Source organism: Blautia sp. XA-2221 (assembly GCF_028767025.1).
Taxonomy (GTDB): domain Bacteria; phylum Bacillota; class Clostridia; order Lachnospirales; family Lachnospiraceae; genus Blautia_A.
On sequence record NZ_JAJQXX010000008.1, the window covers coordinates 89,046 to 114,382 of the forward strand.

A 25,337-nucleotide genomic window follows, 5' to 3' on the forward strand; every position below is an offset into this window, starting at 1 on the left:
GGAGGGTGAAGAAATTGGAAAAGTTGAAACAAAATCCAATCGTAAAAAAGCTCGGCCTGAACAGGATTCTGCTTGTTGGGATCCTGATTCTCATGTTCGTAGTATTCAAAGTGGTTCTTGGAGATAAGTTTCCGGTAGGAGACAGTATCAAGTCTACATTGAACTATGTTTATTTCCTGGGCTTTTTGTCACTGGGCGTTACCTTTGTAATCGCTACAGGAGGAATTGATTTCTCCATCGGACCGGTTATGTTCTGCTGTGCGCTGGTTTCTGGCTACTGCATGACAAGCTATGGTGTTCCATGTGCAGCTGCTATGGTATTATGTGTGCTGATCGGTCTTTGCTTTGGTACTTTTAACGGATGGCTTGTATCTTACATGTCTGTACCGCCGTTTATCGTATCTATGGCATCTATGAACATTGCAAAAGGTCTTGCGTCTGTATTTACAAAAACACAGTCTGTAAGCTGGCCTATGGGCAGCGATCCGGAAAACGGATGGTTCAGAAACATTGTTTCTTATAAAGATTTTCCTGTAGGTATTGTGATCTTCCTTGCAGTAGCATTGATCTGCGGAATTATCCTTTATCGTACAAAACCGGGACGTTATATTCTCTGTCTTGGTTCCAACAGTGAGGCGGTTCGTCTTTCCGGTGTAAACACCAGAAAATGGCGTATGCTTTCTTATATGATCTGTGGAACTCTGGTAGGTATTGCCGCACTGTTCTTTGTAGCTACATATACAACTGTTCAGCCAGGATATGGTGATCAGTACAACAACGAGGCTATTGCTGGTTGCGTAATGGGTGGTACATCCATGGTTGGTGGACTTGCTTCCATCGGCGGTACTGTAATCGGTGTGTTCATCATTTCTCTTCTTCAGCAGGGAATCATGGCATTTGGTCTTGGTAAAGGACAGCAGATGATCATCACTGGTATCATTGTAATCGTTGCAGTTTACGCTGACGTTTCTGCAAGACGCAGAAAGAACTGATCGGAAGGGAGGATGTAACAATGGGTGAAGTTATTTTAACTATGAAGGACATTGATAAGTCCTTTCCTGGAGTTCATGCTCTGGATCACGTTAATTTTGAAGTGAAACGCGGCGAAGTACATGCGCTTATGGGAGAAAACGGTGCCGGAAAGTCCACACTTATGAAAGTTCTTACCGGTATTTATCAGAAAGATTCAGGATCCATTGTCTATAAAGGCAAGGAAACAGAATTTCATAACACAAGAGAAGCTCAGGACGCCGGTGTGGTTATCGTGCATCAGGAGCTGAACATGGTAGGTGACCTGACAGTTGCTCAGAACATTTTTATCGGTCGTGAGCCGAAAAAAGGTTTCCGCATTGATGACAAAAAAATGATCGAGGATTCCAGGAAACTGTTCCAGGATCTGAACATTGATATCGATCCAAAAGAAAAAATGCATAATCTGACAGTTGGTAAACAGCAGATGTGTGAGATCGCAAAAGCAATTTCCCACAAGGCAGAAGTTATCATCTTTGATGAGCCTTCAGCAGCTCTGACTGAAAAAGAGATTGCCGATCTGTTCGTTATCATTCGTGACCTTCGTGAAAAAGGTCTGGGTATTGTCTATATTTCTCACCGTATGGATGAGATCAAGGTTATTACAGACCGTGTTACTGTTATGCGTGACGGTGGTTATGTTGGAACACTTATCACCAAGGACAGTACAAAAGAAGACATTATCAACATGATGGTTGGACGTGTTATCTACGAAGATCCGAAGCAGCACAGCATGGTTGCACCGGATGCACCGGTTGTTCTTAAAGTAGAACATCTGAACGCAGGTAAGATGGTTCAGGACGTAAGCTTCGAGCTTCATAAAGGTGAAATCCTTGGTTTCTCCGGACTGATGGGTGCAGGTCGTACTGAGACAGCAAGAGCGCTGTTTGGTGCAGATCCGAAACAGAGCGGTAAAATTTCCATTATGGACAAGAGCGGTCAGCTGCGTGAAGTACAGATCAACAGTCCGCAGGATGCTGTTAAATATGGTATCGGTTATCTGTCAGAGGACAGAAGAAGATATGGATGCGTTGTTCAGAAGTCCTGTATCGAGAATACAACTCTGGCAACAATGGAGCAGTTTACAAAAGGCTTCCTGATCGACTCAGCGAAAGAAAAAGAAGTAACTGAGAAATACATCAAAGAGCTTGCAACCAAGACTCCTACTGCAGATCAGCTTGTTGTAAACCTTTCCGGTGGTAACCAGCAGAAAGTGGTTATTGCAAAATGGCTTACAAGAGACAGTGAAATCCTGATCTTCGACGAGCCGACAAGAGGTATCGACGTTGGTGCCAAGAATGAAATTTATAAACTGATGAACAGACTGGCAGCAGAAGGTAAATCAATCATCATGATTTCTTCTGAAATGACAGAAGTTCTCCGAATGAGTGACCGTATCATTATCATGTGTGAGGGTAAAGTGACAGGAGATATTGATATTTCTGAAGCTACCCAGGAAAACATCATGGATAAGGCTACACGTAGTATTGATTAAGGAGGACAGTCATGACTAAGAAGAAAAAAAGTATATTAAGTGATCAGAGATTTATCGTTTTAATTGTTGTTATTGCTCTGACAGCTGTATTCTCCATTATGAGTAAAGAGTTCAGACAGTACAACACAATGCTGAGTTTGCTGGATTTTTCATACTATGATCTTCTGATGGCAATCGGTGTTACCTTCCCGCTTATTACCGGAGGTGTAGACCTTTCCATCGGTACTGGTATGGTATGTTACGCACTGATCGGCGGAACTCTGATAAGAAGCCATGGCGTACCTGTTGTTGTTGCTATGTTGGTTTGCGTGCTTCTTGGAGTTCTGATTGGAGCACTGAACGGTGTTCTTATCGGTGTAATGAACCTGCCACCATTCCTTGCAACTCTTTGTACCTGTATGATTACCCGTGGTGCAGGATCTCTTTGTACTGCTACACCATGGCCGGGTCTTACACAGGAAGGCGGATGGTTCCATTCCATCTTCAAACTTACAATTGGTACAGGAAGAAGCGCAGATCGTTATCCAATCGGTTTTCTGTGGATGATCATTCTGGTTCTTCTGATGGAATATGTTCTGAAACATACAAAATTCGGACGTTATACCATCGCTATCGGTTCCAATAAAGAAGCAGCAGCTCTTTCCGGAATCAATGTTAAATTCTACCATGTTATGGTATATGTTGTATGCGGTCTGTTCACAGGTCTTGCAGCAATCGCATACGCAGCAGTAACTCCTACTGTACAGCCAGGTACTGGTGCCGGACTTGAGATGGATGCCATCGGTGGCGTATTTGTCGGTGGTGTGGCCGCTACAGGTGGTTACGGATCCGTACTTGGAACATTTGTTGGTATCTTTGTTATCATGCTTCTGAAAACAGGTCTTCCATATGTGGGACTTCAGGCAAACTGGCAGCAGATCATCACAGGTCTTGTACTGATCGTTGCGGTACTGATTGATATCATCAAAGAAAAGAAAGCTGCAGCATTATAAGATACAGTTTTCAATCACGTATGTAAACCGTCAGGCGGTTATGTCTGACGGTTCAGCATAAAAACTATATAATTTTTAAGGAGGATGTAGAACAATGAAAATTAAAAAACTCATCGCATTAGGCCTTTGTGCAGCAATGGTATCCGGTATGACAGTTGCTCCGGTATTCGCAGCAGAGGAAGAAGCAACAGAGGAAGCTGCTGAAACAGAAGAGGCAGCAGCAGAGGAAGAAAAAACAGAAGAAGCTGCTGATCCGGCAGCTCAGTTTGAGGGACTGAAAGCTAACGAAGCTTATGAATTCCCGATGATGGTTAAATCCTTCCAGTCCACATACTGGCAGGCAGCAGTTGAAGGTATGCAGAAAGCCGCTGATGAGCTGGGCGTTACTTTCACAGCACAGGGACCGAACAGTGAGTCTGATATCGCTGACCAGGTAAACATGATCAATACAGCTATCGCATCCAAACCAGTTGGTCTTGGTCTTGCAGCTTGCGACACATCTTCTGTAACAGATGCTCTTAAAAAATGTGCAGCAGACGGAATTCCGGTTGTAACATTTGATACAGGTGTTGCAGATGCTCCGGAAGGATCTGTAGTAGCAGAAGTTGTTACAGACAATGCTCAGGCTGGTGCAGTAGCAGCTGAGAATATGTACAAAGCAATCAAAGACGTTATTGCAAACGCTGAAGGTCAGGTTATCATCGGTGAAGTTAACCAGGATGCTACAGCTCAGAACATCCAGATGCGTGGTGCTGGATTCATCAACAAGATGATCGAGCTTATCCAGGCTGACGGAAAAACTGTTGCAGTTGCTGGTAACAAATTCTATGTAGACGCAGCAGAAGGCGCAGATGCTAAAGAAGCAGATGCAGACGTTGTTATCCAGGTTGCAGTTCCGGCTCAGACAACTGTAGAGCTTTGCTCCACAGAGGCTCAGGCTATCCTTTCCAAAGAAAACTGCATCGCTATCTTCGGTTCCAACCAGGTTGCAGCTGAGGGTGTTCTTGCAGCTAACGCTAACCTGAACGTTCTTGGTTCTGACGCAGCAGCAGGCGATGTTATCGGTGTTGGTTTCGATGCTGGTTCTATCATCAAAGCAGCTGTACAGGATGGCACATTCCTTGGTGCTGTTACACAGTCTCCTCTTATGATGGGATACTATGCAATCTACGCTCTGACAGCAGCAGCAAACGGAGATGAAGTTTCTGATGTTCCGACAGCTGGTTACTGGTATGACGCAACAAACATGGAAGACGAGGAAATCGCTCCTAACCTTTATGACTAATCTCTAGTCTCTAAGTTTTACACAATATTCATTATATCCCCAGAGGATTCTCTGGGGATATTTTAAATTAATTCATATCTGTCATGGAAGATGACAGATAAAGTAATGGTTTACAGATTACTGGAAACAGAGTGTACAGTGACAAATAAGGACACTTTTTAGACAAACAAGGTTCTTCCGACTTGAAGTATTTTCATGTAATATGATATTATTAAATATGGAAGAACTTATAAAACACAGCAGACACTAAAAGGAATCTTCTGTGTATATCTTACATATTTAGGAGGTTTTAATCATGGCAACATATTATCTTGCAGTAGACATTGGTGCATCCAGCGGACGACACATTCTGGGACATATGGAAAATGGAAAAATGATCCTGGAGGAAGTATACCGTTTTGAAAATGGTATGGTAAAAAAAGGTGACGAGCTTTGCTGGGAATTTGACCGCCTGTTCAAAGAGGTGATCAACGGCCTGAAAAAATGTAAAGAAATCGGTAAGATTCCGGTGAGCATGGGTGTTGATACCTGGGGCGTTGACTTTGTTCTCCTGGACAAAGACGGCAATGTTCTCGGAAACACAGTCGGATATCGTGACAGCCGTACTGAGGGAATGGATCAGGAAGTTTACAAAGTGATCTCCCAGGAAGAACTGTATGAGAGAACCGGTATTCAGAAAGCAATTTACAATACCATCTATCAGCTTATGTCAGTAAAAACAAAACATCCGGAGTATCTGGAGCAGGCAGAAACCCTTCTTCATGTACCGGATTACTTCCATTATCTTCTTACAGGCGTAAAGTCCTGCGAGTATACAGAGGCAACAACCGGCCAGCTGGTAAGCCCTGTTACAAAGGATTGGGACTATGAGCTGATCGACAAACTGGGATACCCGAGAAAAATTTTCCAGAAGCTGATCATGCCTGGCACAAGCATCGGACATTTTTCAGAAGCTGTGAAAAATGAAGTAGGCTTTGATCTTGAGGTAGTTGCTCCTGCAACTCATGACACTGGTTCCGCTGTACTTGCCGTACCTGCAAATGATGACGACTTTATTTATATCAGTTCAGGAACATGGTCACTGATGGGACTTGAGAGAGAGGTTGCAGACTGCTCAAAAGAGAGCTGTGCGCTGAACCTGACAAATGAAGGCGGCTACGCAGGTCGTTTCCGTTATCTGAAAAATATCATGGGTCTGTGGATGATCCAGTCTGTACGTCATGAGATCAACGACAAATACGGTTTTGCTGAGATCTGCGCTATGGCAGAAGAAGCAAAGGATTTCCCGTCCAGAGTAGACGCAAATGACGAGTGCTTCCTGGCACCGGCAAATATGACAGAAGAAGTGAAAGATTACTGCCGCAGAACCGGACAGAAAGTTCCGGAAACTCTTGGTGAGGTCGCTACTGTTATCTATGCCAGCCTTGCAGAGTGCTATGCAAAGACAGCAAAAGAGCTGGAGGAGATCACAGGAAGAACTTACAGCCGTATCCATGTTGTAGGCGGCGGTTCCAATGCAGGATATCTGAATGAACTGACAGCAAAGGCTACAGGCAAAGAAGTTCACGCAGGTCCGGGAGAGGCAACTGCAATCGGTAATATCACTGCCCAGATGTTAAAGGCAGAGGAATTTAAATCTATTGAAGAAGCAAGAACAGTAATTCACGAGTCCTTTGATATCAAAATTTATAATGCGTAAATAGCTTTATATTATTTTATATGAAGAGGAGAGTTCATTATGTTAGTTAATACGAAAGCAAAAGTCGGCGTGTTTTCTATTGCACTGGGAGCTTACCTTCCACAGTTCCCGTCACTGGTTCCGGAGTTTGAGTCACAGTACGCTGCGTTCATTAAAACAATTCCGGATACGGTAGAGGTTATTGACGGAGGAATGGTGACAACCAAGGAACAGGCAATGGAGGCAGGAGATAAATTCCGGGCGGCTGATGTTGACCTTGTATTTGTTCAGATGCTGACTTATGCCACTTCCTACAATATGCTTCCGGCAATCCGCGATCTTGATGTTCCGGTAGTTCTGGTAAATATCCAGAAGCTGAAAGCCCTGGATTATGAGCATACAGATATTGCTTCCTGGCTGGGAGAAGGATATGCCTGCGGAGCAGTAGGCGAAGCAGTTGCAGACCTTGAAAGAGCAGGAAAGAGACATGCTGTGATCACAGGTGTTGCAGAAGGCGGAGATCCGGCTGTTCAGGAGGAGATTGAAGACTGGTGCAGAGCTGCCCAGGTGAGAAGAAGATTTCGTGAAACTAATATTGCACAGATCGGCAGACCGTATCCGGGAATGATGGATCTGTATATTGATGAAACAAACCTCTATAACAGAATGTTCCTTTATACCAAACAGTTTGACTGGGAAAAGATGTGGGCTATCGCGGACGATATCACAGATGAAGATGCGATCCGCGCAAAGGCTCAGAACATTCTGGATACTTTTGAAATCGAAGGCGGCGGTACAATCGAAAAAGTCTGGGATATGGCAAAATATGTGGTTGCTTTTGAGCAGTGGGTAAAAGACGAGCATCTTGGTATGATTGCTTCCCATTACGATGGTTTTGCTCAGGGCAAGGCCGGTGTTCTTGACAGTATGCTGATCCCGGCATTTTCCATGCTGATCAAGCAGGGAACTGCATGTGCGGTTGAGGGAGATATGAAGGTTGCCATGGCAATGAGTATCCTGAAAACAATTTCCGGAACCGGACAGCTTTCCGAGATGTATTCTATTGACTTTAATGATGATATCTGTATCATCGGGCATTCTGGCAGCGGGGATGCTGACATCTCCGACAGAAAACCGACTATGAAGATTGTGAAGGTATTCCACGGCAAAACTGGCGGTGGATATCTGACACAGTTCTATCCATATACAGGTCCTGTTACTTATCTTGCCATTACACAGGATAAGGATGGAAACTTCAAGTTTGTTGTGGCAGAAGGTGTAAATGAGGAAGGTCCGATTCTTTCCTTTGGCGATACCAACATGAGAACCCGTTTTACCTGCGGAGCAAGAGAGTTTGTAAACCGTTGGAGTGAGGCCGGTCCTACGCACCACATGGCAGCTGCAACCGGAAGACATATTGACACAATCCTTAAAGTTGCAAAAATCTTTAACGTTCCGGTTGAGATCGTCACAAGATAAAACAGATCTTTCTGTTTTGGAAAAGTATCTGATATTTGCACACATTCAAAAAGGAATCTCCCGCATAACCATAATCGGTCTGCGGGAGGTTCCTTTTTGGGATTCTATGATAAATATTGGGGGGGATAAAAATCTTTTGATAAAAAAGAAATCAGCTGAAGTTTTGTGTCAATACTGTCCAGAGCTACAGCATGAACATAATTTCACAGGCCTTATTTCAGCTTCTGATGTTCTTTTTTCAGTTCACGGTAAAGTTCCATGGAATTCCAGTGTGCGGTGACAGGGGTAAGAACTGCTTTGAGATCAACATTTTTCAGCTGGTTATCCCGGAAAAACTGAAGAAATGAATCCATCTGGCTGTTGGAAAAATCCTTCATAACCAACATTTCCTCGCTGAAATTTTCGCCCATAGGGAACATGGAACTGGGTGTAAATCCAGGAATCTCAAAAAGATATCCCAGAGGATGAAACAGCTCGGAAGCAGATACCTCACGGATATCAACACCGGATTTTCTCAGATATCGTCTGATCTGTCTGGTGCGCTCATCCTGTGGAAAATGGTAGAGAAGAATCTGGGGTCTGGGAGCAGAAATACTGCCCATTGAGGAGCGGTTTAGGTTATTAAAATCAAATGTGTTCAAAAAAACACCTCCTGGTATCGTAATAGCGCAGTCAAGAATGACTGTTCAGTTTATAGGTTTCTATTTTAAATGATAAAAAATTAGTTCTAGTCATTAGAGATGATCTTAAATAATTATCATGTCTGTGATTCACGGATATTTCTCCGAGCCGGAATTCGGATCTGAACTTCGGTTCCCTGCCCCGGATTGCTGGAATAGGAGAGACCATAAGATTTACCATACAGCAACTGAAGTCTTTGGTGTGTATTGTATACAGCAATGTTTGTGCCGCCGGAGGAAGAACCTGTGCTGTTTTCGGAAATGATTGTGGAAAGTTTTTCCGGAGGAATTCCAACACCATCATCTGAGATCAGAAGTATGATATCTTCGTTTTCCATCCATCCGGTAAGAACAATTGTTCCGGATTTGGTATCCTTTTCCAGAATTCCATGGAGAACACAGTTTTCTATCACAGGCTGTAAGGTAAGTTTTGGTATCTGATAGTCTGTCAACTCATCCGGAATATCAGAAATAAAGGAAATGTTGTTGTGATAGCGCATGTTCTGGATTTTCAGGTAAATAGAAACATGTTCTTCCTCTTCACCGATGGTATTGATATTTTTTTTACGGCTCAGTGTCAGTTTATAAAATCGGGAAAGGCTTTGCACAGCACTGGAAATCTCGGAGGTCTGTCCCTGAAGCGCCATCCAGTTAATCATATCCATAGTATTATACAGAAAATGTGGGTTAATCTGTGCCTGCAGAGAATTAAATTCTGCGATTCGAAGCTCTTCTGCTGCTTTCATCTGCTCATTCATAAGCTGTTGGATTTTTCGAGTCATATAGTTATAGGTATCTATAAGATCGCCAATCTCGTCATGATAAACAGGGTTCTCCATGGGAACAGGGGAACCCTGCCGTACTTTGCCCATTTGATGAATTACAGAGGAAATCCGGCTACTTACAGATCGGGCCAGGAAGTGTGCCATGACTGAGGCAAGTAACAACACGGCAAGGTACATGAGTATATACTGCAACATGATAAAATTACTTTGTTTTAAAAGAGAAGAAGAGGGCAGGACAGTTATCATAAACCAACCGGGCTGCCGGATATTGTAAAATCCTGCATAAATCTTTTGATCGAGAATTGTTCTTTCAATGAAACCGTTGGAAGCCATAAAGGAATCTTCAACGGTTTGGTAATCTAAAAGATAAATGCCTGTTCCCGATTTATCAGTAGATGCTACAATGGCATTTCTTTCATTAATAATGTAAGATATGCTACCATCCAGAGTCAGATTCTTTCTCAATATTTTTGTCAGCTGATTTGAGGCAGAATAAAGGGAAATATAAGCCTGATGAGCCTTTCCCTGATAATAAAAGGTAGTAGAAACAATGTATGCCATGTCTCCGAAGGTGCTTTTTTCCCGCTCTCCCAGATAAAATTCGGGACAGTAAAGTTCGGATTTCCCGGTTCCCTGAAAAATTCCGTACCAGTAGGTTCCCTGGGCAAGACTCATTGGAACAAAGTAGTCCTGAGTCAGCTCATCATGAAAAAGTTTCACGGATTCTGTTGGGAAATCCATGTAGATCTGAAGTCCAGTAATGTTTTTTTGGTCAATAAGCTCCTGAACTTTTTTCTGGAATGTTTCTGCATTGTGGGAATCCAGAAGCATCTGGAAAGGAGAATTGACTGGCTGGTGAAATAATGTTTTATAAAATTCCAACTCTGTAATCTCTTCGTAGGCATCCAGAATTTTCTGGATGCTGGATTCTATCAAAGGTGCAGCTTTGGAGGAAGTGTCCTGTTCTTTGCGTATGGTATCAGAAACAACCATGTCATACAGTCTGCTGTAAAAAAAGATTCCAACGATAAGTACTGGAATAGTGATGGCAATAATCAGTACAATGGTGAACTTTGACTGCAGATTCATGTCTCCGTAGATCTGACGTAATTTTCTTAATAATCCTGTCATCTCAGATTTTTCTCCCTGTACTCAGAAGGTGAAAGTCCGCTGTATTTCCGGAAGCTCTTTCCAAAGTAATTGCCGTCGCTGTAGCCTACTCGGGATGAAATGTCTGAAATCCGGTATCTGGAATCCTTTAACAGCTGCTTGGCTTTTTCCATCCTGTATTCGGTAAGATACTGGTTTAAAGTGTGTCCTGTTTCATTTTTGAAAAAGGTACAGACATAGGAAGCTGAAAGAAAAACATGCTCACTGATATCTTTGACTGAAAGTGTTTCATCCATGTAGTGCTTTCCGATGTAGCTTTTGATTAGGTGAATGGTTGGATTTTCCTGTGCCTGATTTCCGACATGTTTCAACAAATATTCTGTTTGCTGTCGAAGGGTCTGATGCAGTTCAGAAAAAGTAAAACATCTGTCAATGATCTCCGCAATAGGTTCTGCGTAAATATCTTCTGACGGAAAAGTTTGTTTTCGGACTTTATCAAGAGCCAGGAAGAGTTTATAATAGAGATCTTTTACAGCATTCTGAAACACTTTTGTATTTTCAGTAAAATATTCCCGAAGTTCATCCAGAAGAACAAAGGTTGATTCCGGAAGCTCAGAGGAAAGTGAATTTGCAAAGTCGATTTCTGGTGAGGTAAAACAGAAATCAGGGGAGACTTTTGTATCTCTGTTCAGTTTATTAGGCGTTAGCAGTGTGTTTTCCGGGAAAAAGAAACTGTTCTGTAAAAGGATAACAGCGGAAGCATAAGACTGATAGGCTTTTGCCATTCCATAAACAGTTTCGCCAAGAGCCATGGAATATTTTCCCATACAGGAAAGATGATGGCAAATAAAATCCTCGATTTCTCTAAGACATCGGGAGGATGGGGCTGTCTGACCAAACAAAAAACCCAGGAGATTCTGATGTTTTTTGTCTGTGTAAACAAAATGAATATTTCTTTTTTCCAGAAAATCAGACAGTGCCTGATAAAACAGCTCCAGAGAAGATAGCTCCGGAAATGTATCCATTCTTATAATAAAGGAAATAAAAAAGGTGGAGTTGTTCATAGCAAAACCAAGTTCTTTGGAAAGCCTGCGAGCAGTCTGAATATCAGGCAGTGAGGGAAGTGTCAGAAGCAGCGCCAGACGGGAAGCTGTTTCCATGGATTTCAGAAATTCCCCTCTTCGTGAGCGGCGTTTTTGTATGTAAAGCTCAGTCGCTTCTCTGACTGCCTGGGAAACTTCAGAAGGATTCAGCGGTTTTTCGATATAGCTGACAGCTTTTAAACGAATGGCTGCTTTCAAATATTCTTTATCTGAGTAGCCACTCATAAAAACGGGAACAGAATCTGGAAGAATCTTTTCCAGCCGTTCCAGCATAGTGATCCCGTCCATGCGGGGCATACGTACATCACACAGAATAATCTCCGGACAGTAAAGACGGGCCTTTTCAAGACCGTGAATTCCGTCGTCAGCCTGAAGAATTTGGTCAATGCCAAGGGAGGCCCAGTCGATGGCACTGATCAATCCTGTGCGAGTAAGTTCTTCATCGTCTACGATCAGTAATTTCATAGGATTCTCCTTGTTATAAGTAAAAGTCAGATATAGTTTATCATATTTTAAACATGAATACGAGAAAAAAGCAGAAAGTTTTGTGCATATAAATGAAAAGATATTACCCGGATTCAAAAGATATTCCCATTTTATAAAAAAATAACCAATGGTAAAATAGAATCAATGAACAGATATAAAAAAGGAGGGGAAGAGCCGTGTCTGAATATGTACTTGAGTTAAAAGGCATTACAAAAATTTTCCCGGGTGTGAAGGCATTAAATAATGTACAGTTTCAGCTTAAGCCTGGCGAGGTTCATGCACTTATGGGTGAAAATGGTGCCGGAAAAAGTACGTTTATTAAGGTAATTACTGGTGTACATAAAGCAGAAGAAGGAGAAATGTTTCTGAACGGTAAGAAAGTGGAGTTCAGAGGACCAAAGGACGCTCAGATGGCAGGAATTGCAGCCGTATATCAGCATCCTACATCTTATCCTCATTTGACCGTTGCAGAAAATATCTTTATGGGTCATGAGATCATTAAAAACAAAATAATCCAGTGGAAGGCAATGAATACAGAAGCCAATAAGCTTCTTGCGCAGCTGGATGCAGATTTTGATGCCACAGAGGAAATGGGAACTTTAAGTGTGGCCCAGCAGCAGATGGTGGAAATTGCAAAAGCAATGTCTACCAATGCAAAAATCATTATTCTGGACGAGCCCACTGCTGCGCTGACAAGATCTGAGTCAGAAAAACTTTACACACTTGTGGACAAATTAAAGTCAGAGGGAGTTTCCATTATTTTTATTTCTCATCGTTTTGAAGATATGTACCGTTTGGCTTCCAGAGTTACTGTTTTTCGTGATTCCCAGTACATTGGAACCTATGATGTAAATGAAATTACAAATGCAGATCTGATCAAGGCAATGGTAGGTCGTGAGATCACTGATCTTTTTCCGAAACCTGAGATTCAGCCGGGAGAAGAAATTCTGAAAGTGGAAAAACTTTCCAGAACAGGATATTTTAAAGATATTTCCTTTGAGGTAAGAGCAGGAGAAATTCTTGGTCTGACGGGTTTGGTAGGCGCAGGCCGTACAGAAGTGGTGGAAGCTGTGTGCGGAATTACCCGTGCGGATTTTGGAAAGATTTATTTGGAAGGAAAGGAAGTTCATATCAAGCAACCGTCTGATGCAATGGAAAAAGGTATTATCCTTCTTCCGGAAGACCGTCAGAAAGAGGGGCTGATTATGAGCTGGGGACTAGGAAGAAACGTAACCCTTCCAACCATCAGTAAATATGCAAAAGGCGGAATGAATGACGAAAAGACAGAACGGGATCTGGCAAAGAAGCTTCTAGAAGAGGTAGATACCAAGGCCGTGGATATTTTCCAGCCTGCCAGCTCTCTGTCAGGTGGAAACCAGCAGAAAGTGGTGGTAGCCAAGGCTCTGAGTCAGGAAATGAAGGTTGTGATCATGGACGAACCCACCAAAGGCGTTGACGTTGGAGCAAAGGCAGAAATCTATGGAATTATGGGAGAACTGGCAAAAAAAGGATATGCCATAATTCTAATCTCTTCAGAAATGCCTGAGATTCTTGGTATGGCAGATCGTATTATTGTAATGTGCAACGGAAGAAAGACCGGTGAGCTTGGAAGAGAGGAAGCAACTCAGGAAAAAATCCTTGAACTTGCCATGGAAAAGGGGGCTGCAAAATAATGGAAAAGAAATCATTGGTAAAAAAGTTTACAGGCTCTCGTGAAGCCCTGCTTGCAGTTGTTCTGATTGTGCTTTTTATTGTCATAACAGCCATTAATCCGGCTTTTTTGACTACAAAATCTCTGATGGATATGCTGAAGAACAATGCGGTAACCATGGTAATGGCTCTGGGTATGCTGTGCGTTATGTTGGTAGGCGGAATTGATATTTCCATTATGTCTACTCTGGCACTGTCCGGTATGTCTATTGGTATGCTTTTAAAAAATGACAAGATTACAGGCACACCGCTGGTGTTTTTGATTGCTGTGGGAATTGGTATGATCTGTGGGCTTGTGGTTGGTCTTGTAATATCCAGGGCAGATGTGCCTCCGATCATTGCCACAATGGGATTTATGTACGTGTTTCGCGCTAGGGGATATCTGGTATCTAATGGCGGCGAGTGGGCCAGTGCAGCGGCACTTGGTGATTTTAAAAATTTTGCTACAGGTACTTTTCTGGGATTGAATCATGTAATTTGGGTGGTGATTCTGTGTTATGCATTCTTTTTCTGGTTTATGAAGTGGACCAGAACAGGAAGAATGATTTATGCGGTAGGAAGTAATGCCAGTGCGGCAGAGGTTTCTGGTATCAATGTAAAGAATATTAAACTACTTGTTTATGTGATTATGGGGCTTCTTGCAGGTCTTGGTGGAGCTCTTCAAGTTTCGGTATATGCATCTGCAATGCCTGATATGCAGTATGGCGGTGAAATGGATGTTATTGCTGCCTGCGTGATCGGCGGTGTCAGCATGAACGGCGGTCGCGGAAGTGTTTTGGGGGCTTTGTTCGGTTCTTTGATCCTTGCGACTATCGCAAAGGCGCTTCCTTTGATACCATTCTTTGATCAGCTCTGGCTGAATACCATAAAAGGACTGATTATTTTGATCGTAGTTGTAATGAACGTAGTGCTGCAGCGTGTGGCAGACAAAAATGCACTGAAAGGAAGGGAGATGTAATCATGGCTGGAAAATCCGGAAGAAGTATAAATAATGTACCAGAAAGTTCGGTAAAGCGAATGATTTTCTCCTGGGAGGGGATTCTGGTTCTGATTTTTATTGCCGTCAATATTTTCTGTGCAATGTTTTCTGAGTTTTACAATATCAGCAGTCTGCTTCGTCAGATGCCGGTTTATCTGGCAGAGGTGTTTCTTATGCTCCCCATGGCCTATATTTTGGTTCTTGGTGAGATTGATATTTCTGTTGGTTCTATTGTGTGTCTGTCAGCGACTATGTGCTGCATTGTGTGCAACATGGATGCACCGTTTATTGTAGTAGTCCTTACCGGTCTTGCTGTGGGAACTCTGTGTGGCGCTATTAACGGACTGATTCTTACAAAATTTACAGAGCTGCCTCCAATGATTGTTACACTGGCAACTCAGATTATTTTCCGTGGTATTGCAGAGATTATTTTGGGAAGCGGCGGAAGTATCACAATGACAAATCTGGATGGTTTCACTGCTATTGCAGGAAAAGTGGGGCAGGTTCCTTACATTCTGTTTCTGGTTGTGATCCTGTCTGTGATCTTTGCCCTTGTTCTTGGAAAAAGCACTTTTGGACGAAGAGTATATGCTATTGGAACAAACCGACTGACCGCATATTATTCCGGCATTCATGTACAGAAGATTCGCATGATTATTTATACAGTGATGGGAATGGTTTCCGGTCTCTGCGCTATCTTCCTTCTGTCATCATCTTTTGGAGCCAATACTACAACAGGAAACGGTTTTGAGATGGACGCTATTGCTATGGCAGTATTCGGAGGAATCTCCTCTACAGGCGGTAAAGGAAATATTGCAGGTGGTGTGATTGCGGCATTTATCATCGTATGTCTCCGTGTCGGACTGGGACAGCAGAATGTGCATGCACAGGTAATCCTTCTTATTATCGGAGTTCTTCTGATTGCGGCAGTTGCTCTTCCAAATATTATCGGACAGCTCAGAAGAACTGCAAAAAGTAAATAAACAATTGTAAAATTATGAAATATTGTTTTATGAAAGGTACTGCTTTTTCTGAGATGAGAGCAGTTCCATATAAAAATGCTGTAGTTTATGCAGCAGAAAAGTTACTGATTTCAGTAACCAAAAACTATATTATTCCAAGGGAGGAAAACAAAATGAACAAAAAAGTTATCAGCGCACTTCTTTGTGGAGCAATGGTTTTCGGAGCAGCAACTCCAGTTATGGCTGAAGGTGCAGGAGATGGACAGAAGATAGCACTTGTTGGGAAATCGGCAGGTAATGCGTTTTTTGAGATTGCAGCGACTTCTTTTAAGGAGACGGTTGAAGCAGAAGGTGGAAAAGTAGAGGTTGTATATCCGGAAACAGCGACTGCGGATGCTCAGATCAAAGTTCTTGACAACCTGATTTCCCAGGATTTTGACGCAATCTGTATTGCTGCAAATGATGTGAACGCTCTTCAGGCAAAACTGACAGAGGCAATGGATGCAGGAATCAAGGTATCTTCTTTTGACTCTGCGCCAAACAAAGACAGTCGTCAGGTATTTGTAAACCAGGCTGGTACTGTGGCGGTAGGGCAGGCTCTTATGGATGCTGTTCTTGATATTTCCGGAGGAGAAGGACAGTTCGCAATTCTTTCTGCCACATCTCAGGCCGCAAACCAGAACGCATGGATTGACGCTATGAAGAAAATTATGGAAGAAGATGAAAAATACAGCAAACTGGAACTTGTAGAGGTTGCTTACGGTGATGACGAGCCACAGAAATCTACAGATCAGACAGCAGCTCTTCTTCAGAACTATCCGGATCTGAAAGTTATCTGCGCGCCCACAACTGTTGGTATTGCAGCAGCTGCAAAATATCTTCAGGACAATGAATCCACATGTAAACTGACAGGTCTTGGCCTTCCCTCTGAAATGCTTGAATACACAGGCGATGACGATGCTCATTCCTGCCCGTACTTCTATCTGTGGGATATGCAGGGTCTTGGAAAACTCAGCGCTTACACAACTATGGCACTTGTAAAGGGTGACATTACAGGCGCACTTGACGAGACATTTACAGCTGGCAATCTTGGCGATTATACAATCACGGAGGCTGACGACAAAGGAACAGAGATTGTTCTTGGCGAGCCGCTTCAGTTCACACCTGAGAACATTGAAGAGTATGCAGAGCTGTACTAAAATAAAGCAATAGAAATAAGAAGCTTTTTTATACCAACTCATTTAAGAATCCTTTTTAAAGAGAGACGCTGTGAACCTGGCGTCTCTTTCTTATATGTGTTATGATAAAGAAAATCAGCAGGAGGGGGCGGAACATGCAGCAGGCGCTTTTGGATCATTTAAGAAAAATAACAGAAGAAGAGCAGAGAATTCTTGATGGAGCGTCAGAGGTAGACCAGGGGTTGTATACATCAGGAACAGATTTTACTGTGGACAGTGCAAAAATGCTGGAAGAGGGAAAACTGATCGCAGTACGGACTCACACCAGATTTGTATATTTTCCGTCTCACAGGCATAATTTTATTGAGGTACTTTATGTATGTGAAGGTTCCCTTACTAATATCATAGGGGGAAAGCAGGTAATTGTTGAGGCAGGGGAGCTTTTATTTCTGAATCAGTATACCAGGCACGAGATCCTTCCGGCAGAAAAAAATGATATCGCAATTAATTTTATGATTCTCCCGGAATTTTTTGATGTGGCCTATTCGATGGCAGGAAGCAATAATATCCTTGCAGATTTTCTTGTAAATGTGCTGCGGCAGAATGAAGAAAAGGGAGAGTATCTTCATTTTCGGGTGGCAGAAGTTTTGCAGATTCAGAATCTTCTAGAAAACATGATCTATTCACTGGTGACAGGCAGGGGAGATCAGAATCGGATCAATCAAACAACTATGGGACTGATTTTTCTGTATCTTCTGGATTCTGTCCAGTATGCAGAGATGAGAGTGCCGAATCAGTATGAAAATATGATATCCATGACAACTCTGGATTATATCGAGCAGAATTATAAGACGGCTACCCTGACAGAGCTGTGCGTTAAGCTTCACCTGCCCATGCATGTACTCAGTAAAATGATCAAAAAGAACACAGGGTTCAATTTTAAGGAGCTCCTCCAGAGGAAACGGCTGAATAAGGCTGTGGAGCTGATGTGCGAGACAGATCTTCCGATCAGCGATATCATTGCGGCTGTGGGGTATGAGAATGGCAGCTATTTTCACCGTGTTTTCAGGGAAAAGTATCATGTGACGCCAAGGGCGTTCCGGGAAATAAACAGAAAACGGGAGAGTGTACGTTTATAGGATTTTACAGATAGAGAAGGGGTATTACAAAATACATTAAAAAAATGTATTTTGTAATACCCCTTATTAGATTTTACTTTATCTTTGGCAATAGAAAAAAGAAATGTCTCAAGAAATGTGGAATCCGGGAAACAGAGATTTCTGCAGATTCCGAAGATATTTATGTAATATCATTGGTGTTTCTTTTTCTGTATGTACCTGAAGTAAAATCTGTAATTATTTTATCATATTTTATATGGATAGAAAAGAATCGGTTTTGTAGAAAAAACAGAGACATAATTGTGCAAAATACACAAAAGCTAATATGAAATAATTGGAAAAGGATATGATTAGCATAAAAATGCTGAGTTTTGACTGTAGCTGAAGTAAAAATAGAAAAGATCAATGGGATTTAGGACAACAAAAAATCCGAAACCTGAAGTTTCGGATTTTAGTAGCGAGAGGGGGATTCGAACCCTCGACACTACGGGTATGAACCGTATGCTCTAGCCAACTGAGCTATCTCGCCATGTCTGTTTATTCGGTTGTTATGGGGCCTATAGGGCTCGAACCTATGACCCTCTGCTTGTAAGGCAGATGCTCTCCCAGCTGAGCTAAGACCCCATATCTGTTGTCTGTTCAGTGGAAGTTTTTTTCGTTTCCCTCAACCGACTTCGTTAGTATATAACATATATATATAAATGTCAACACTTTTTTTGAAAAAAATTTATTTTTATTTTTTTCGGGAATTTATGTGATATACAAAGGGTTTTAGAGATGCTAAAAAAGTTTTTGTATAGTAACTTTTTTCCTGCTATGGTAAAATACTGATGATTACAAACAGAATAAAGAAGGGGAGGAATTATGACTGCTGATGAAGTATTTATGAAAAAGGCCATTGAGCTTGCCGGGCTTGCTGTGGAGCATGGAAATGAACCTTTTGGTGCAGTTCTGGTAAAAGATGGAGAAACAGTATACACAAATGAAAATCAGATCTATACGGCAACAGATCCTACTTTTCATGCTGAGGCAGGATTGATCCGGCGTTTTTGCAAAGAAACAGGAATTACGGATTTAAGCGATTATACTCTGTATTCAAGCTGTGAGCCCTGTTTTATGTGCTGCGGAGCCATGGTATGGGTAAAACTCGGAAGGCTGGTGTATGGAGCAAGTGACAGAGATCTATGTGAAATCCTGGGTGAGCAGGGGAATGACTGCGCAGATCTGGTATTTGAACGCTCACACTGGAAACCGGAAGTAACGTCAGGTGTTTTGCGGGAAGAAAGTATCCGGGTTCTGAAAGATTATTTTTCAGGACATCAGAAAGGATAAGATCAGGGGAGGATGTACATCAGCCGTTATAAAGTATCCGCATAAAATTTCCTCTGGGCATTTTTTCGTTTTTGTTGTATCATAATAATCGAATATGCCTGATTTCACAGGCAGTACAATAATCGAAAGGGGAATGGGACTGTGGGAAAGAAAATGCTCTTTGTTTTTAACCCCAGGGCAGGCAAGGGAAAGATCAAAACCCATCTGCTGGATATTATTGATATTTTTAATAAGAATGATTATGAAGTGATCATCCGCTCTACTCAGAAACCAAAGGATGCCTATGAGCAGGCAAAGGAGTATGCCAACGAGGTAGATTTGATCGTGTGCAGCGGAGGGGACGGAACTCTGGATGAGGTAGTAACCGGGATCATGGAAAAAAAGAGTGATGTGCCTATTGGGTATATCCCTGCGGGAAGTACCAATGATTTTGCAAACAGTCTGTTTATGCCAAAGAATATGACAGAGGCGGCGTCCATGATCATGGAGGAAGAACTGTATCACTGTGATATCGGAAGATTCAACAACCAGACCTTTGCCTATGTGGCGGCGTTTGGACTTTTTACAGACGTATCTTACGAGACAGACCAGGATCTGAAAAACGTTCTGGGTCATGTTGCCTATATCCTGGAAGGGGTCAAAAGACTTTTTGATATCAAATCCTATCATATGAAAGTAAAATCTGAGGAAATCGAAGTAGAAGATGATTTTATGGTGGGAATGATCACAAACTCCAGATCTGTAGGAGGGTTCAAGAATCTTACAGGCAAAAATGTGGATATGAATGACGGACTTTTTGAGGTGACTCTGATCGTAAAACCAAAGAATCCTCTGGAGCTTCAGGAGATCATGACGGCTCTTGTTATGGCTGAGGACAACACAGATCTTGTACATTCATTTAAAACAGGAAAAATTACAATAGAGGCAGAGGAAGCGGTACCGTGGACTCTGGACGGCGAATTTGGCGGAAACCAGAAAACCGTAGAAATAGAAAACATGCATAAAGCACTGAATCTGTATTTAAAAAGTACAAAAAAGAATTAAGTCAATCAAACAGAAAACATAAAGGAGAAAGCTAATGTCAGACTATACCAACGTAAAAGAACTCTTTGGATGTGATGTGTTCAATGATTCCGTTATGCAGGAGAGACTTCCCAAAAAGGTTTATAAAGATCTGAAAAAAACCATAGAAGAAGGAAAAGAGCTGTCTATGGAGATCGCGGATGTAGTTGCTCATGAAATGAAGGAATGGGCAATTGAAAAAGGGGCAACCCATTACAGCCACTGGTTCCAGCCGCTGACGGGAGTAACTGCGGAAAAACATGATGCTTTTATCACTGCTCCTATGGAAAACGGAAAGGTTCTTTTAAGCTTTTCCGGCAAAGAGCTTATAAAAGGAGAACCGGATGCGTCTTCTTTTCCATCCGGCGGTCTGAGAGCTACTTTTGAGGCAAGAGGCTATACAGCCTGGGACTGCACTTCCCCTGCGTTTGTGCGTCATGATGCAGCAGGCGCCACACTGTGTATTCCAACCGCATTCTGTTCTTACACAGGAGAGGCACTGGATCAGAAAACTCCCCTTCTCCGTTCCATGGAGGCGGTAAATAAACAGGCTCTGAGACTGATCCGTCTTTTTGGAAATACTACATCAAAAAAGGTAACTCCGTCTGTAGGAGCAGAGCAGGAATATTTTCTTATAGATAAAGAAAAATGGCTTCAGAGAAAAGACCTGACTTACACGGGCAGAACTCTGTTCGGCGCAATGCCGCCAAAGGGCCAGGAGATGGACGATCATTATCTGGGAACCATTCGTCAGAGAGTTTCCGCATATATGAAAGAAGTCAATGAAGAGTGCTGGAAACTGGGAATCACTGCAAAAACCCAGCACAATGAAGTGGCTCCGGCTCAGCATGAGCTTGCGCCTATTTATGCCCCGGCCAATATCGCAGCAGACCACAATCAGATGATGATGCGTATTCTGAAAAAAGTGGCAAGCCGCCATGGTCTGCGCTGTCTGCTTCATGAGAAACCTTTTGCAGGCGTCAATGGTTCCGGTAAGCACAACAACTGGTCTTTGACTACAGATGACGGGATCAATCTTCTGGAGCCGGGAAAAACACCTCATGAGAATATTCAGTTCCTCCTTGTTCTTACCTGTATTCTGAAGGCAGTGGATATCCATGCAGATCTTCTCCGTGAATCTGCGGCAGATGTAGGAAACGATCACCGTCTGGGAGGAAACGAAGCGCCGCCGGCTGTTATTTCCGTATTTCTGGGAGAACAGCTGGAGGATGTGCTGGATCAGCTGATCAGTACAGGAATGGCAACTCACAGCAAAAAGGGAAGCAAGCTTCACACAGGTGTAAAAACGCTTCCTGACTTTATGAAAGATGCCACAGACAGAAACAGAACTTCTCCTTTTGCCTTTACAGGAAATAAATTCGAGTTCCGTATGGTAGGTTCAAGAGATTCTATTTCTGAATGTAATGTGGTTTTAAATACCATTGCAGCCCAGGCCTTCAAAGAAGCCTGCGACCGTCTGGAGGCAGCTCCTGATTTCGACCTGGCAGTCCATGATCTGATCAAGGAATATGCAACAGAGCATCAGAGAATCGTATTTAACGGAAACGGCTATGCTCCGGAGTGGGAGGAAGAGGCAAAACGCCGGGGACTTCCAATGCTTCCGTCCATGGTAGACGCTATTCCGGCTCTTACAACAGAGAAAGCAGTAGAGCTTTTTGAAACCTTCCATGTATTTACAAAGGCAGAACTGGAATCCCGTGCGGAGATCCAGTATGAGATTTATGCAAAAGCCATTAATATTGAGGCAAAGACCATGCTGGATATTGCTACCAAGCAGATCATTCCGGCAGTGATCAAATATACTACGGTGCTTGCCCAGTCTGTAAACACAGTCCGTGCAGCAGCGGCAGTGGACGTCAGCGTACAGCTTGGACTTCTTACCAAATGCTCTGAGCGTCTTGCAAAGACAAACGAGGCTATGGAGAATCTGGCAGAGATGGTATCACGTATCGGAGAGTATTCGGAAGGAAGAGAACGTGCCGTATACTGCAGAGAAAAGGTAGTGACAGCCATGGAAGAGCTTCGCAGACCGGTGGATGAGCTGGAAATGCTGGTGGATAAGGAAATGTGGCCAATGCCTTCCTACGGCGATCTGATTTTTGAGGTGTAATATGGAAGAGTTGAGATTTCTGGAGGAGCAGCAGGTTTCTCCGGAACTGATCCGTCAGGTAGAAGACTTTCGGAATACCTATACCACAGATGAGGCTGCTGTTTACAGAATTGTGAAGCCCTCGATCCCCTTTTATGGAAAAGACATCCTGGAGATGGCCATTGCAGGTCTTCTCCGGGGTGAAAATCTTCTTCTGACAGGACCGAAAGCAACAGGAAAAAATATCCTGGCAGAGAATCTTGCTTATATTTTCGGCAGACCTTCCTATAATGTATCCTTTCATGTAAATACCAACAGCGGCGACCTGATTGGAACAGATACATTTGTTGACAACGAAGTAAAGCTTCGTAAAGGAAGTATTTATCAGTGTGCGGAATTTGGCGGTTTTGGAATCCTGGATGAGATCAATATGGCGAAAAATGATGCGGTATCTGTACTTCATGCGACCCTTGATTACCGCCGCTCCATTGATGTTCCGGGTTATGACAGAATTGACCTCCATCCGGCAGCCAGATTTATCGGAACCATGAATTATGGATATGCAGGAACAAAAGAACTGAATGAAGCTCTTGTTTCCCGTTTCCTGGTGATCGATATGCCGGCTCAGACAGAGGATTCTCTGAAGTTTATTTTTGATCAGATGTTTCCAGGCGCCAGAGCATCGGCGATAGAACAGTTTGCCGGTGTCTTTCTGGATCTTCAGAAAAAAGCCATGAATAGTGAGATTTCCACAAAGCCTCTGGATCTCAGAGGACTTCTGGCAGCCATGAAGATCGTAGATACAGGACTTTCTCCCTGGCAGGCGGTGCAGATGGGCGTGATCAACAAAACTTTTGACGTTTTTGAAAAAGAGATCGTGGAGGATGTAGTGAGAACCCGTATTCCACGGGAATGGACAAAAGAGGATGTCTATGAATAAGGAATTTCCCATAGAACTGGAGGACAGCCGGTTTGAACTGGAAAACAGACTGAAAAATCTTCTCTGGACTGTCAGCGGAGATTATGCGCTGGAAATGAAACCGGATGTGTCCCTGTTTCTAAGATCAGAGGCAATTGCCCTTTATGACGGTATCAAACAGGGGGCGTTTGCCAGGTTTTATGACAGAGATATGATGGGAATGTATCTGGTGAAAAAAGTGTTCCTGCAGGCAGATGAAATGTGCCTGACGCAGCTTGCCCAGCTTTGTATTGAAGAAGCTGTGGGAGAAAAAGTCTGTCAGGAACGTCCGGGAATCCGTTCCATTCAGCGAAAAGCCTGTGAGGACATTCTGGATCAGGAATTTGAGCAGATGTGCGCTCCGGGCAATACACTTGGGAGGCTGAGAGCAGCAGTGCTGAGAAGGCGTCTGGACGGCAGTTCTTACCGGGCGGAAAAAAAGCTTCAGGAACTGACAGAAACAGTGGCAGGCGCAGGCAGAGCGCAAAACACCATGGATCTGATCCGGATTGTGGACGAGCTCTATAACCGTCTTGTGGATCCGTCTTTTGAAGCTGTTCACGGGAATCTGGAAAAGGTACTTGCGGTCAGCGTAAAGGAACTTACAGATTATCCCTGGGAGGATTACCTTACAGAAGAGCTGTATGAGGAGGCTCTGGAAAGCTATGTGGAGCAGCTGACAGGAAATATGACAGCGCTGGAAGACCGGTCCGTTACAGAATCTATGGAAGAAGAACGAAGGACAAAACAGAAGATCACGGTTCTTCCTCCGGAGGTGCTGGAAAAAGCCCACACGTATGTAGAACTGAATTACGGCAAAACCTACCTGACTGAGGCGGAAGAAAAGCGGATCAACCATCTGATGTGCCGGGGAATACATGGAGACTGCAGTCTTTATTTCACAGAGGGAATACTGAAAAATCCTGTAAAGAGAAATTACCAGTATGAATATGCGGTCCGTCTGAAAAATAAAAACATCTGGCTGTATCATGACAGGCACAGAATTGTAAAGCATAATATCGCTGAGCTGACAGATACCCTTCGTAAATCCCTTACTCTGAGAGCAGAAACTCAGACGGTGCTGTCGGACAGAGGAACGATCGTTCCGTCCAGATTGTGGAGGATCGGAAGAAGCAGCGATGCAAAAATATTTCAGAGAGAACTGAAAGCGGATGCGGCTGATTTTGTGGTGGATGTGCTGATCGATGCAAGCGGATCTCAGATGAGCCGTCAGGGCGAGGTGGCAGCTCAGGCATATATTATCAGTGAGGCTCTGAGCAATGTAGAGATTCCTCACAGAGTTATGAGCTTCTGTACTTTCTGGGACTATACGATCCTGCACAGATTCCGGGAGTATGATGATCCCAGAACAGAAAATGAGAATATTTTTAATTATGTGACTTCTTCCAACAACCGGGACGGGCTTGCCATAAAAACAGTGGGCTACAGCCTTCTCCAAAGACAGGAAGAAAAGAAGATCCTCATTGTACTCAGCGACGGGCGGCCCTATGATGTGATCGTCAACAGACCGAATGCCAAAAATCCTCAGCCATACCGCGGAAATCTTGCGGTTTCGGATACAGCTACAGAAGTCCGCAGACTGAGAAATCTTGAGGTCAGTGTACTGGGGGTGTTCGCCGGGGAGGAAAAAGATCTTGCCACAGAAAAGAAAATTTTTGGCAAGGATTTTGCCTATATCCGGGACATATATAACTTTTCGAGAATCGTCGGAAGATATCTCAGAAAGCAGCTGGAAACAGAGTAACAGCCTGATATCCTGCAGAATAACAGGGATCAGGCTGTTGT

At 43.1% G+C, this 25,337-nt stretch carries 19 protein-coding genes and 2 tRNA genes; 16 read left to right on the top strand and 5 right to left on the bottom strand.

The window, feature by feature from the left end; genetic code table 11:
* Positions 1-14: 14 nt before the first annotated feature.
* The 6 genes from LU279_RS08455 to LU279_RS08480 all read left to right on the top strand — a co-directional run bounded on the left by LU279_RS08455 (position 15) and on the right by LU279_RS08480 (position 7,958).
* Positions 15-992 (top strand): ABC transporter permease, encoded by a 978-nt coding sequence (locus tag LU279_RS08455; protein WP_274422132.1) that lies wholly within the window; start codon positions 15-17, stop codon positions 990-992.
* Positions 993-1,012: 20 nt separating this feature from the next.
* Positions 1,013-2,524: a sugar ABC transporter ATP-binding protein gene (locus tag LU279_RS08460; RefSeq protein WP_274422133.1), complete on the top strand. Its 1,512-nt coding sequence runs from the start codon at positions 1,013-1,015 to the stop codon at positions 2,522-2,524.
* Positions 2,525-2,535: 11 nt separating this feature from the next.
* On the top strand, positions 2,536-3,516 hold the full coding sequence (locus LU279_RS08465; RefSeq protein WP_274422134.1) for an ABC transporter permease: 981 nt from the start codon (positions 2,536-2,538) through the stop codon (positions 3,514-3,516).
* Positions 3,517-3,610: 94 nt separating this feature from the next.
* The gene (locus LU279_RS08470) at positions 3,611-4,801 is read left to right on the top strand and encodes a substrate-binding domain-containing protein (RefSeq protein WP_274422135.1); all 1,191 of its coding nucleotides are present in this window, start codon (positions 3,611-3,613) and stop codon (positions 4,799-4,801) included.
* A 295-nt stretch (positions 4,802-5,096) separates the two neighbouring features.
* A complete protein-coding gene (gene rhaB / locus LU279_RS08475; protein ID WP_274422136.1) occupies positions 5,097-6,500 on the top strand; it encodes a rhamnulokinase in 1,404 nt (467 codons plus the stop codon).
* 39 nt (positions 6,501-6,539) lie between these two features.
* A complete protein-coding gene (locus tag LU279_RS08480; RefSeq protein WP_274422137.1) occupies positions 6,540-7,958 on the top strand; it encodes an arabinose isomerase in 1,419 nt (472 codons plus the stop codon).
* A 212-nt stretch (positions 7,959-8,170) separates the two neighbouring features.
* On the opposite strand, the gene LU279_RS08485 is transcribed toward LU279_RS08480, so the two are convergent.
* The 3 genes from LU279_RS08485 to LU279_RS08495 all read right to left on the bottom strand — a co-directional run bounded on the left by LU279_RS08485 (position 8,171) and on the right by LU279_RS08495 (position 12,101).
* Positions 8,171-8,599 carry a DUF3783 domain-containing protein gene (locus LU279_RS08485; protein ID WP_274422138.1) on the bottom strand — a complete coding sequence of 143 codons (429 nt, stop codon included), beginning with the start codon at positions 8,597-8,599 and terminating at the stop codon, positions 8,171-8,173.
* 116 nt (positions 8,600-8,715) lie between these two features.
* Complete coding sequence (locus LU279_RS08490) at positions 8,716-10,554, bottom strand: sensor histidine kinase (protein ID WP_274422139.1); 1,839 nt, start codon at positions 10,552-10,554, stop codon at positions 8,716-8,718.
* Positions 10,551-12,101 (bottom strand): response regulator transcription factor, encoded by a 1,551-nt coding sequence (locus tag LU279_RS08495; protein ID WP_274422140.1) that lies wholly within the window; start codon positions 12,099-12,101, stop codon positions 10,551-10,553. The genes LU279_RS08490 and LU279_RS08495 overlap by 4 nt, the downstream gene beginning before the upstream one ends.
* Before the next feature lie 197 nt (positions 12,102-12,298).
* Between LU279_RS08495 and LU279_RS08500 the strand changes: the two genes are divergently transcribed.
* From LU279_RS08500 to LU279_RS08520, 5 genes are all read left to right on the top strand, one after another.
* A complete protein-coding gene (locus tag LU279_RS08500) occupies positions 12,299-13,795 on the top strand; it encodes a sugar ABC transporter ATP-binding protein (protein WP_274422141.1) in 1,497 nt (498 codons plus the stop codon).
* A complete protein-coding gene (locus LU279_RS08505) occupies positions 13,795-14,790 on the top strand; it encodes an ABC transporter permease (protein ID WP_274422142.1) in 996 nt (331 codons plus the stop codon). Before LU279_RS08500 ends, LU279_RS08505 begins: the two co-directional genes overlap by 1 nt.
* A 2-nt stretch (positions 14,791-14,792) precedes the next feature.
* On the top strand, positions 14,793-15,794 hold the full coding sequence (locus tag LU279_RS08510) for an ABC transporter permease (protein ID WP_274422143.1): 1,002 nt from the start codon (positions 14,793-14,795) through the stop codon (positions 15,792-15,794).
* Positions 15,795-15,946: 152 nt separating this feature from the next.
* The gene (locus tag LU279_RS08515) at positions 15,947-16,972 is read left to right on the top strand and encodes a substrate-binding domain-containing protein (protein ID WP_274422144.1); all 1,026 of its coding nucleotides are present in this window, start codon (positions 15,947-15,949) and stop codon (positions 16,970-16,972) included.
* Positions 16,973-17,106: 134 nt separating this feature from the next.
* Positions 17,107-18,090 carry an AraC family transcriptional regulator gene (locus tag LU279_RS08520; RefSeq protein ID WP_274422145.1) on the top strand — a complete coding sequence of 328 codons (984 nt, stop codon included), beginning with the start codon at positions 17,107-17,109 and terminating at the stop codon, positions 18,088-18,090.
* Positions 18,091-18,524: 434 nt separating this feature from the next.
* Here the strand turns inward: LU279_RS08520 and LU279_RS08525 are convergent.
* Both LU279_RS08525 and LU279_RS08530 read right to left on the bottom strand, forming a co-directional pair.
* Positions 18,525-18,598 (bottom strand) — tRNA-Met (locus LU279_RS08525).
* A 22-nt stretch (positions 18,599-18,620) separates the two neighbouring features.
* Positions 18,621-18,693: transfer RNA gene (locus LU279_RS08530), tRNA-Val, on the bottom strand.
* Between the two features lie 240 nt (positions 18,694-18,933).
* On the opposite strand from LU279_RS08530, the gene LU279_RS08535 reads away from it, so the two are divergent.
* The 5 genes from LU279_RS08535 (at position 18,934) to LU279_RS08555 (ending at position 25,296) form a co-directional block, all read left to right on the top strand.
* On the top strand, positions 18,934-19,401 hold the full coding sequence (locus LU279_RS08535) for a nucleoside deaminase (protein WP_274422146.1): 468 nt from the start codon (positions 18,934-18,936) through the stop codon (positions 19,399-19,401).
* A gap of 141 nt (positions 19,402-19,542) precedes the next feature.
* Positions 19,543-20,445, top strand: a complete 903-nt coding sequence (locus LU279_RS08540; protein ID WP_274422147.1) for a diacylglycerol/lipid kinase family protein — start codon at positions 19,543-19,545, stop codon at positions 20,443-20,445.
* Positions 20,446-20,479: 34 nt separating this feature from the next.
* Entirely contained in the window at positions 20,480-22,594 is a 2,115-nt protein-coding gene (locus LU279_RS08545; RefSeq protein ID WP_274422148.1) for a glutamine synthetase III family protein, read from the top strand.
* A 1-nt stretch (position 22,595) separates the two neighbouring features.
* On the top strand, positions 22,596-23,513 hold the full coding sequence (locus tag LU279_RS08550; RefSeq protein ID WP_274422149.1) for an AAA family ATPase: 918 nt from the start codon (positions 22,596-22,598) through the stop codon (positions 23,511-23,513).
* Positions 23,506-25,296 (top strand): cobaltochelatase CobT-related protein, encoded by a 1,791-nt coding sequence (locus LU279_RS08555; RefSeq protein ID WP_274422150.1) that lies wholly within the window; start codon positions 23,506-23,508, stop codon positions 25,294-25,296. Before LU279_RS08550 ends, LU279_RS08555 begins: the two co-directional genes overlap by 8 nt.
* Positions 25,297-25,337: the final 41 nt, after the last annotated feature.

Bases quoted from the DNA above. Each gene is read 5' to 3' on its own strand.
- LU279_RS08510 (WP_274422143.1), top strand. From the start codon at position 14,793: ATGGCTGGAAAATCCGGAAGAAGTATAAATAATGTACCAGAAAGTTCG.
- LU279_RS08490 (WP_274422139.1), bottom strand. From the start codon at position 10,554: ATGACAGGATTATTAAGAAAATTACGTCAGATCTACGGAGACATGAAT.
- LU279_RS08520 (WP_274422145.1), top strand. From the start codon at position 17,107: ATGCAGCAGGCGCTTTTGGATCATTTAAGAAAAATAACAGAAGAAGAG.
- LU279_RS08460 (WP_274422133.1), top strand. From the start codon at position 1,013: ATGGGTGAAGTTATTTTAACTATGAAGGACATTGATAAGTCCTTTCCT.
- rhaB (WP_274422136.1), top strand. From the start codon at position 5,097: ATGGCAACATATTATCTTGCAGTAGACATTGGTGCATCCAGCGGACGA.
- LU279_RS08465 (WP_274422134.1), top strand. From the start codon at position 2,536: ATGACTAAGAAGAAAAAAAGTATATTAAGTGATCAGAGATTTATCGTT.
- LU279_RS08480 (WP_274422137.1), top strand. From the start codon at position 6,540: ATGTTAGTTAATACGAAAGCAAAAGTCGGCGTGTTTTCTATTGCACTG.
- LU279_RS08555 (WP_274422150.1), top strand. From the start codon at position 23,506: ATGAATAAGGAATTTCCCATAGAACTGGAGGACAGCCGGTTTGAACTG.
- LU279_RS08495 (WP_274422140.1), bottom strand. From the start codon at position 12,101: ATGAAATTACTGATCGTAGACGATGAAGAACTTACTCGCACAGGATTG.
- LU279_RS08545 (WP_274422148.1), top strand. From the start codon at position 20,480: ATGTCAGACTATACCAACGTAAAAGAACTCTTTGGATGTGATGTGTTC.
- LU279_RS08535 (WP_274422146.1), top strand. From the start codon at position 18,934: ATGACTGCTGATGAAGTATTTATGAAAAAGGCCATTGAGCTTGCCGGG.
- LU279_RS08515 (WP_274422144.1), top strand. From the start codon at position 15,947: ATGAACAAAAAAGTTATCAGCGCACTTCTTTGTGGAGCAATGGTTTTC.
- LU279_RS08550 (WP_274422149.1), top strand. From the start codon at position 22,596: ATGGAAGAGTTGAGATTTCTGGAGGAGCAGCAGGTTTCTCCGGAACTG.
- LU279_RS08505 (WP_274422142.1), top strand. From the start codon at position 13,795: ATGGAAAAGAAATCATTGGTAAAAAAGTTTACAGGCTCTCGTGAAGCC.
- LU279_RS08470 (WP_274422135.1), top strand. From the start codon at position 3,611: ATGAAAATTAAAAAACTCATCGCATTAGGCCTTTGTGCAGCAATGGTA.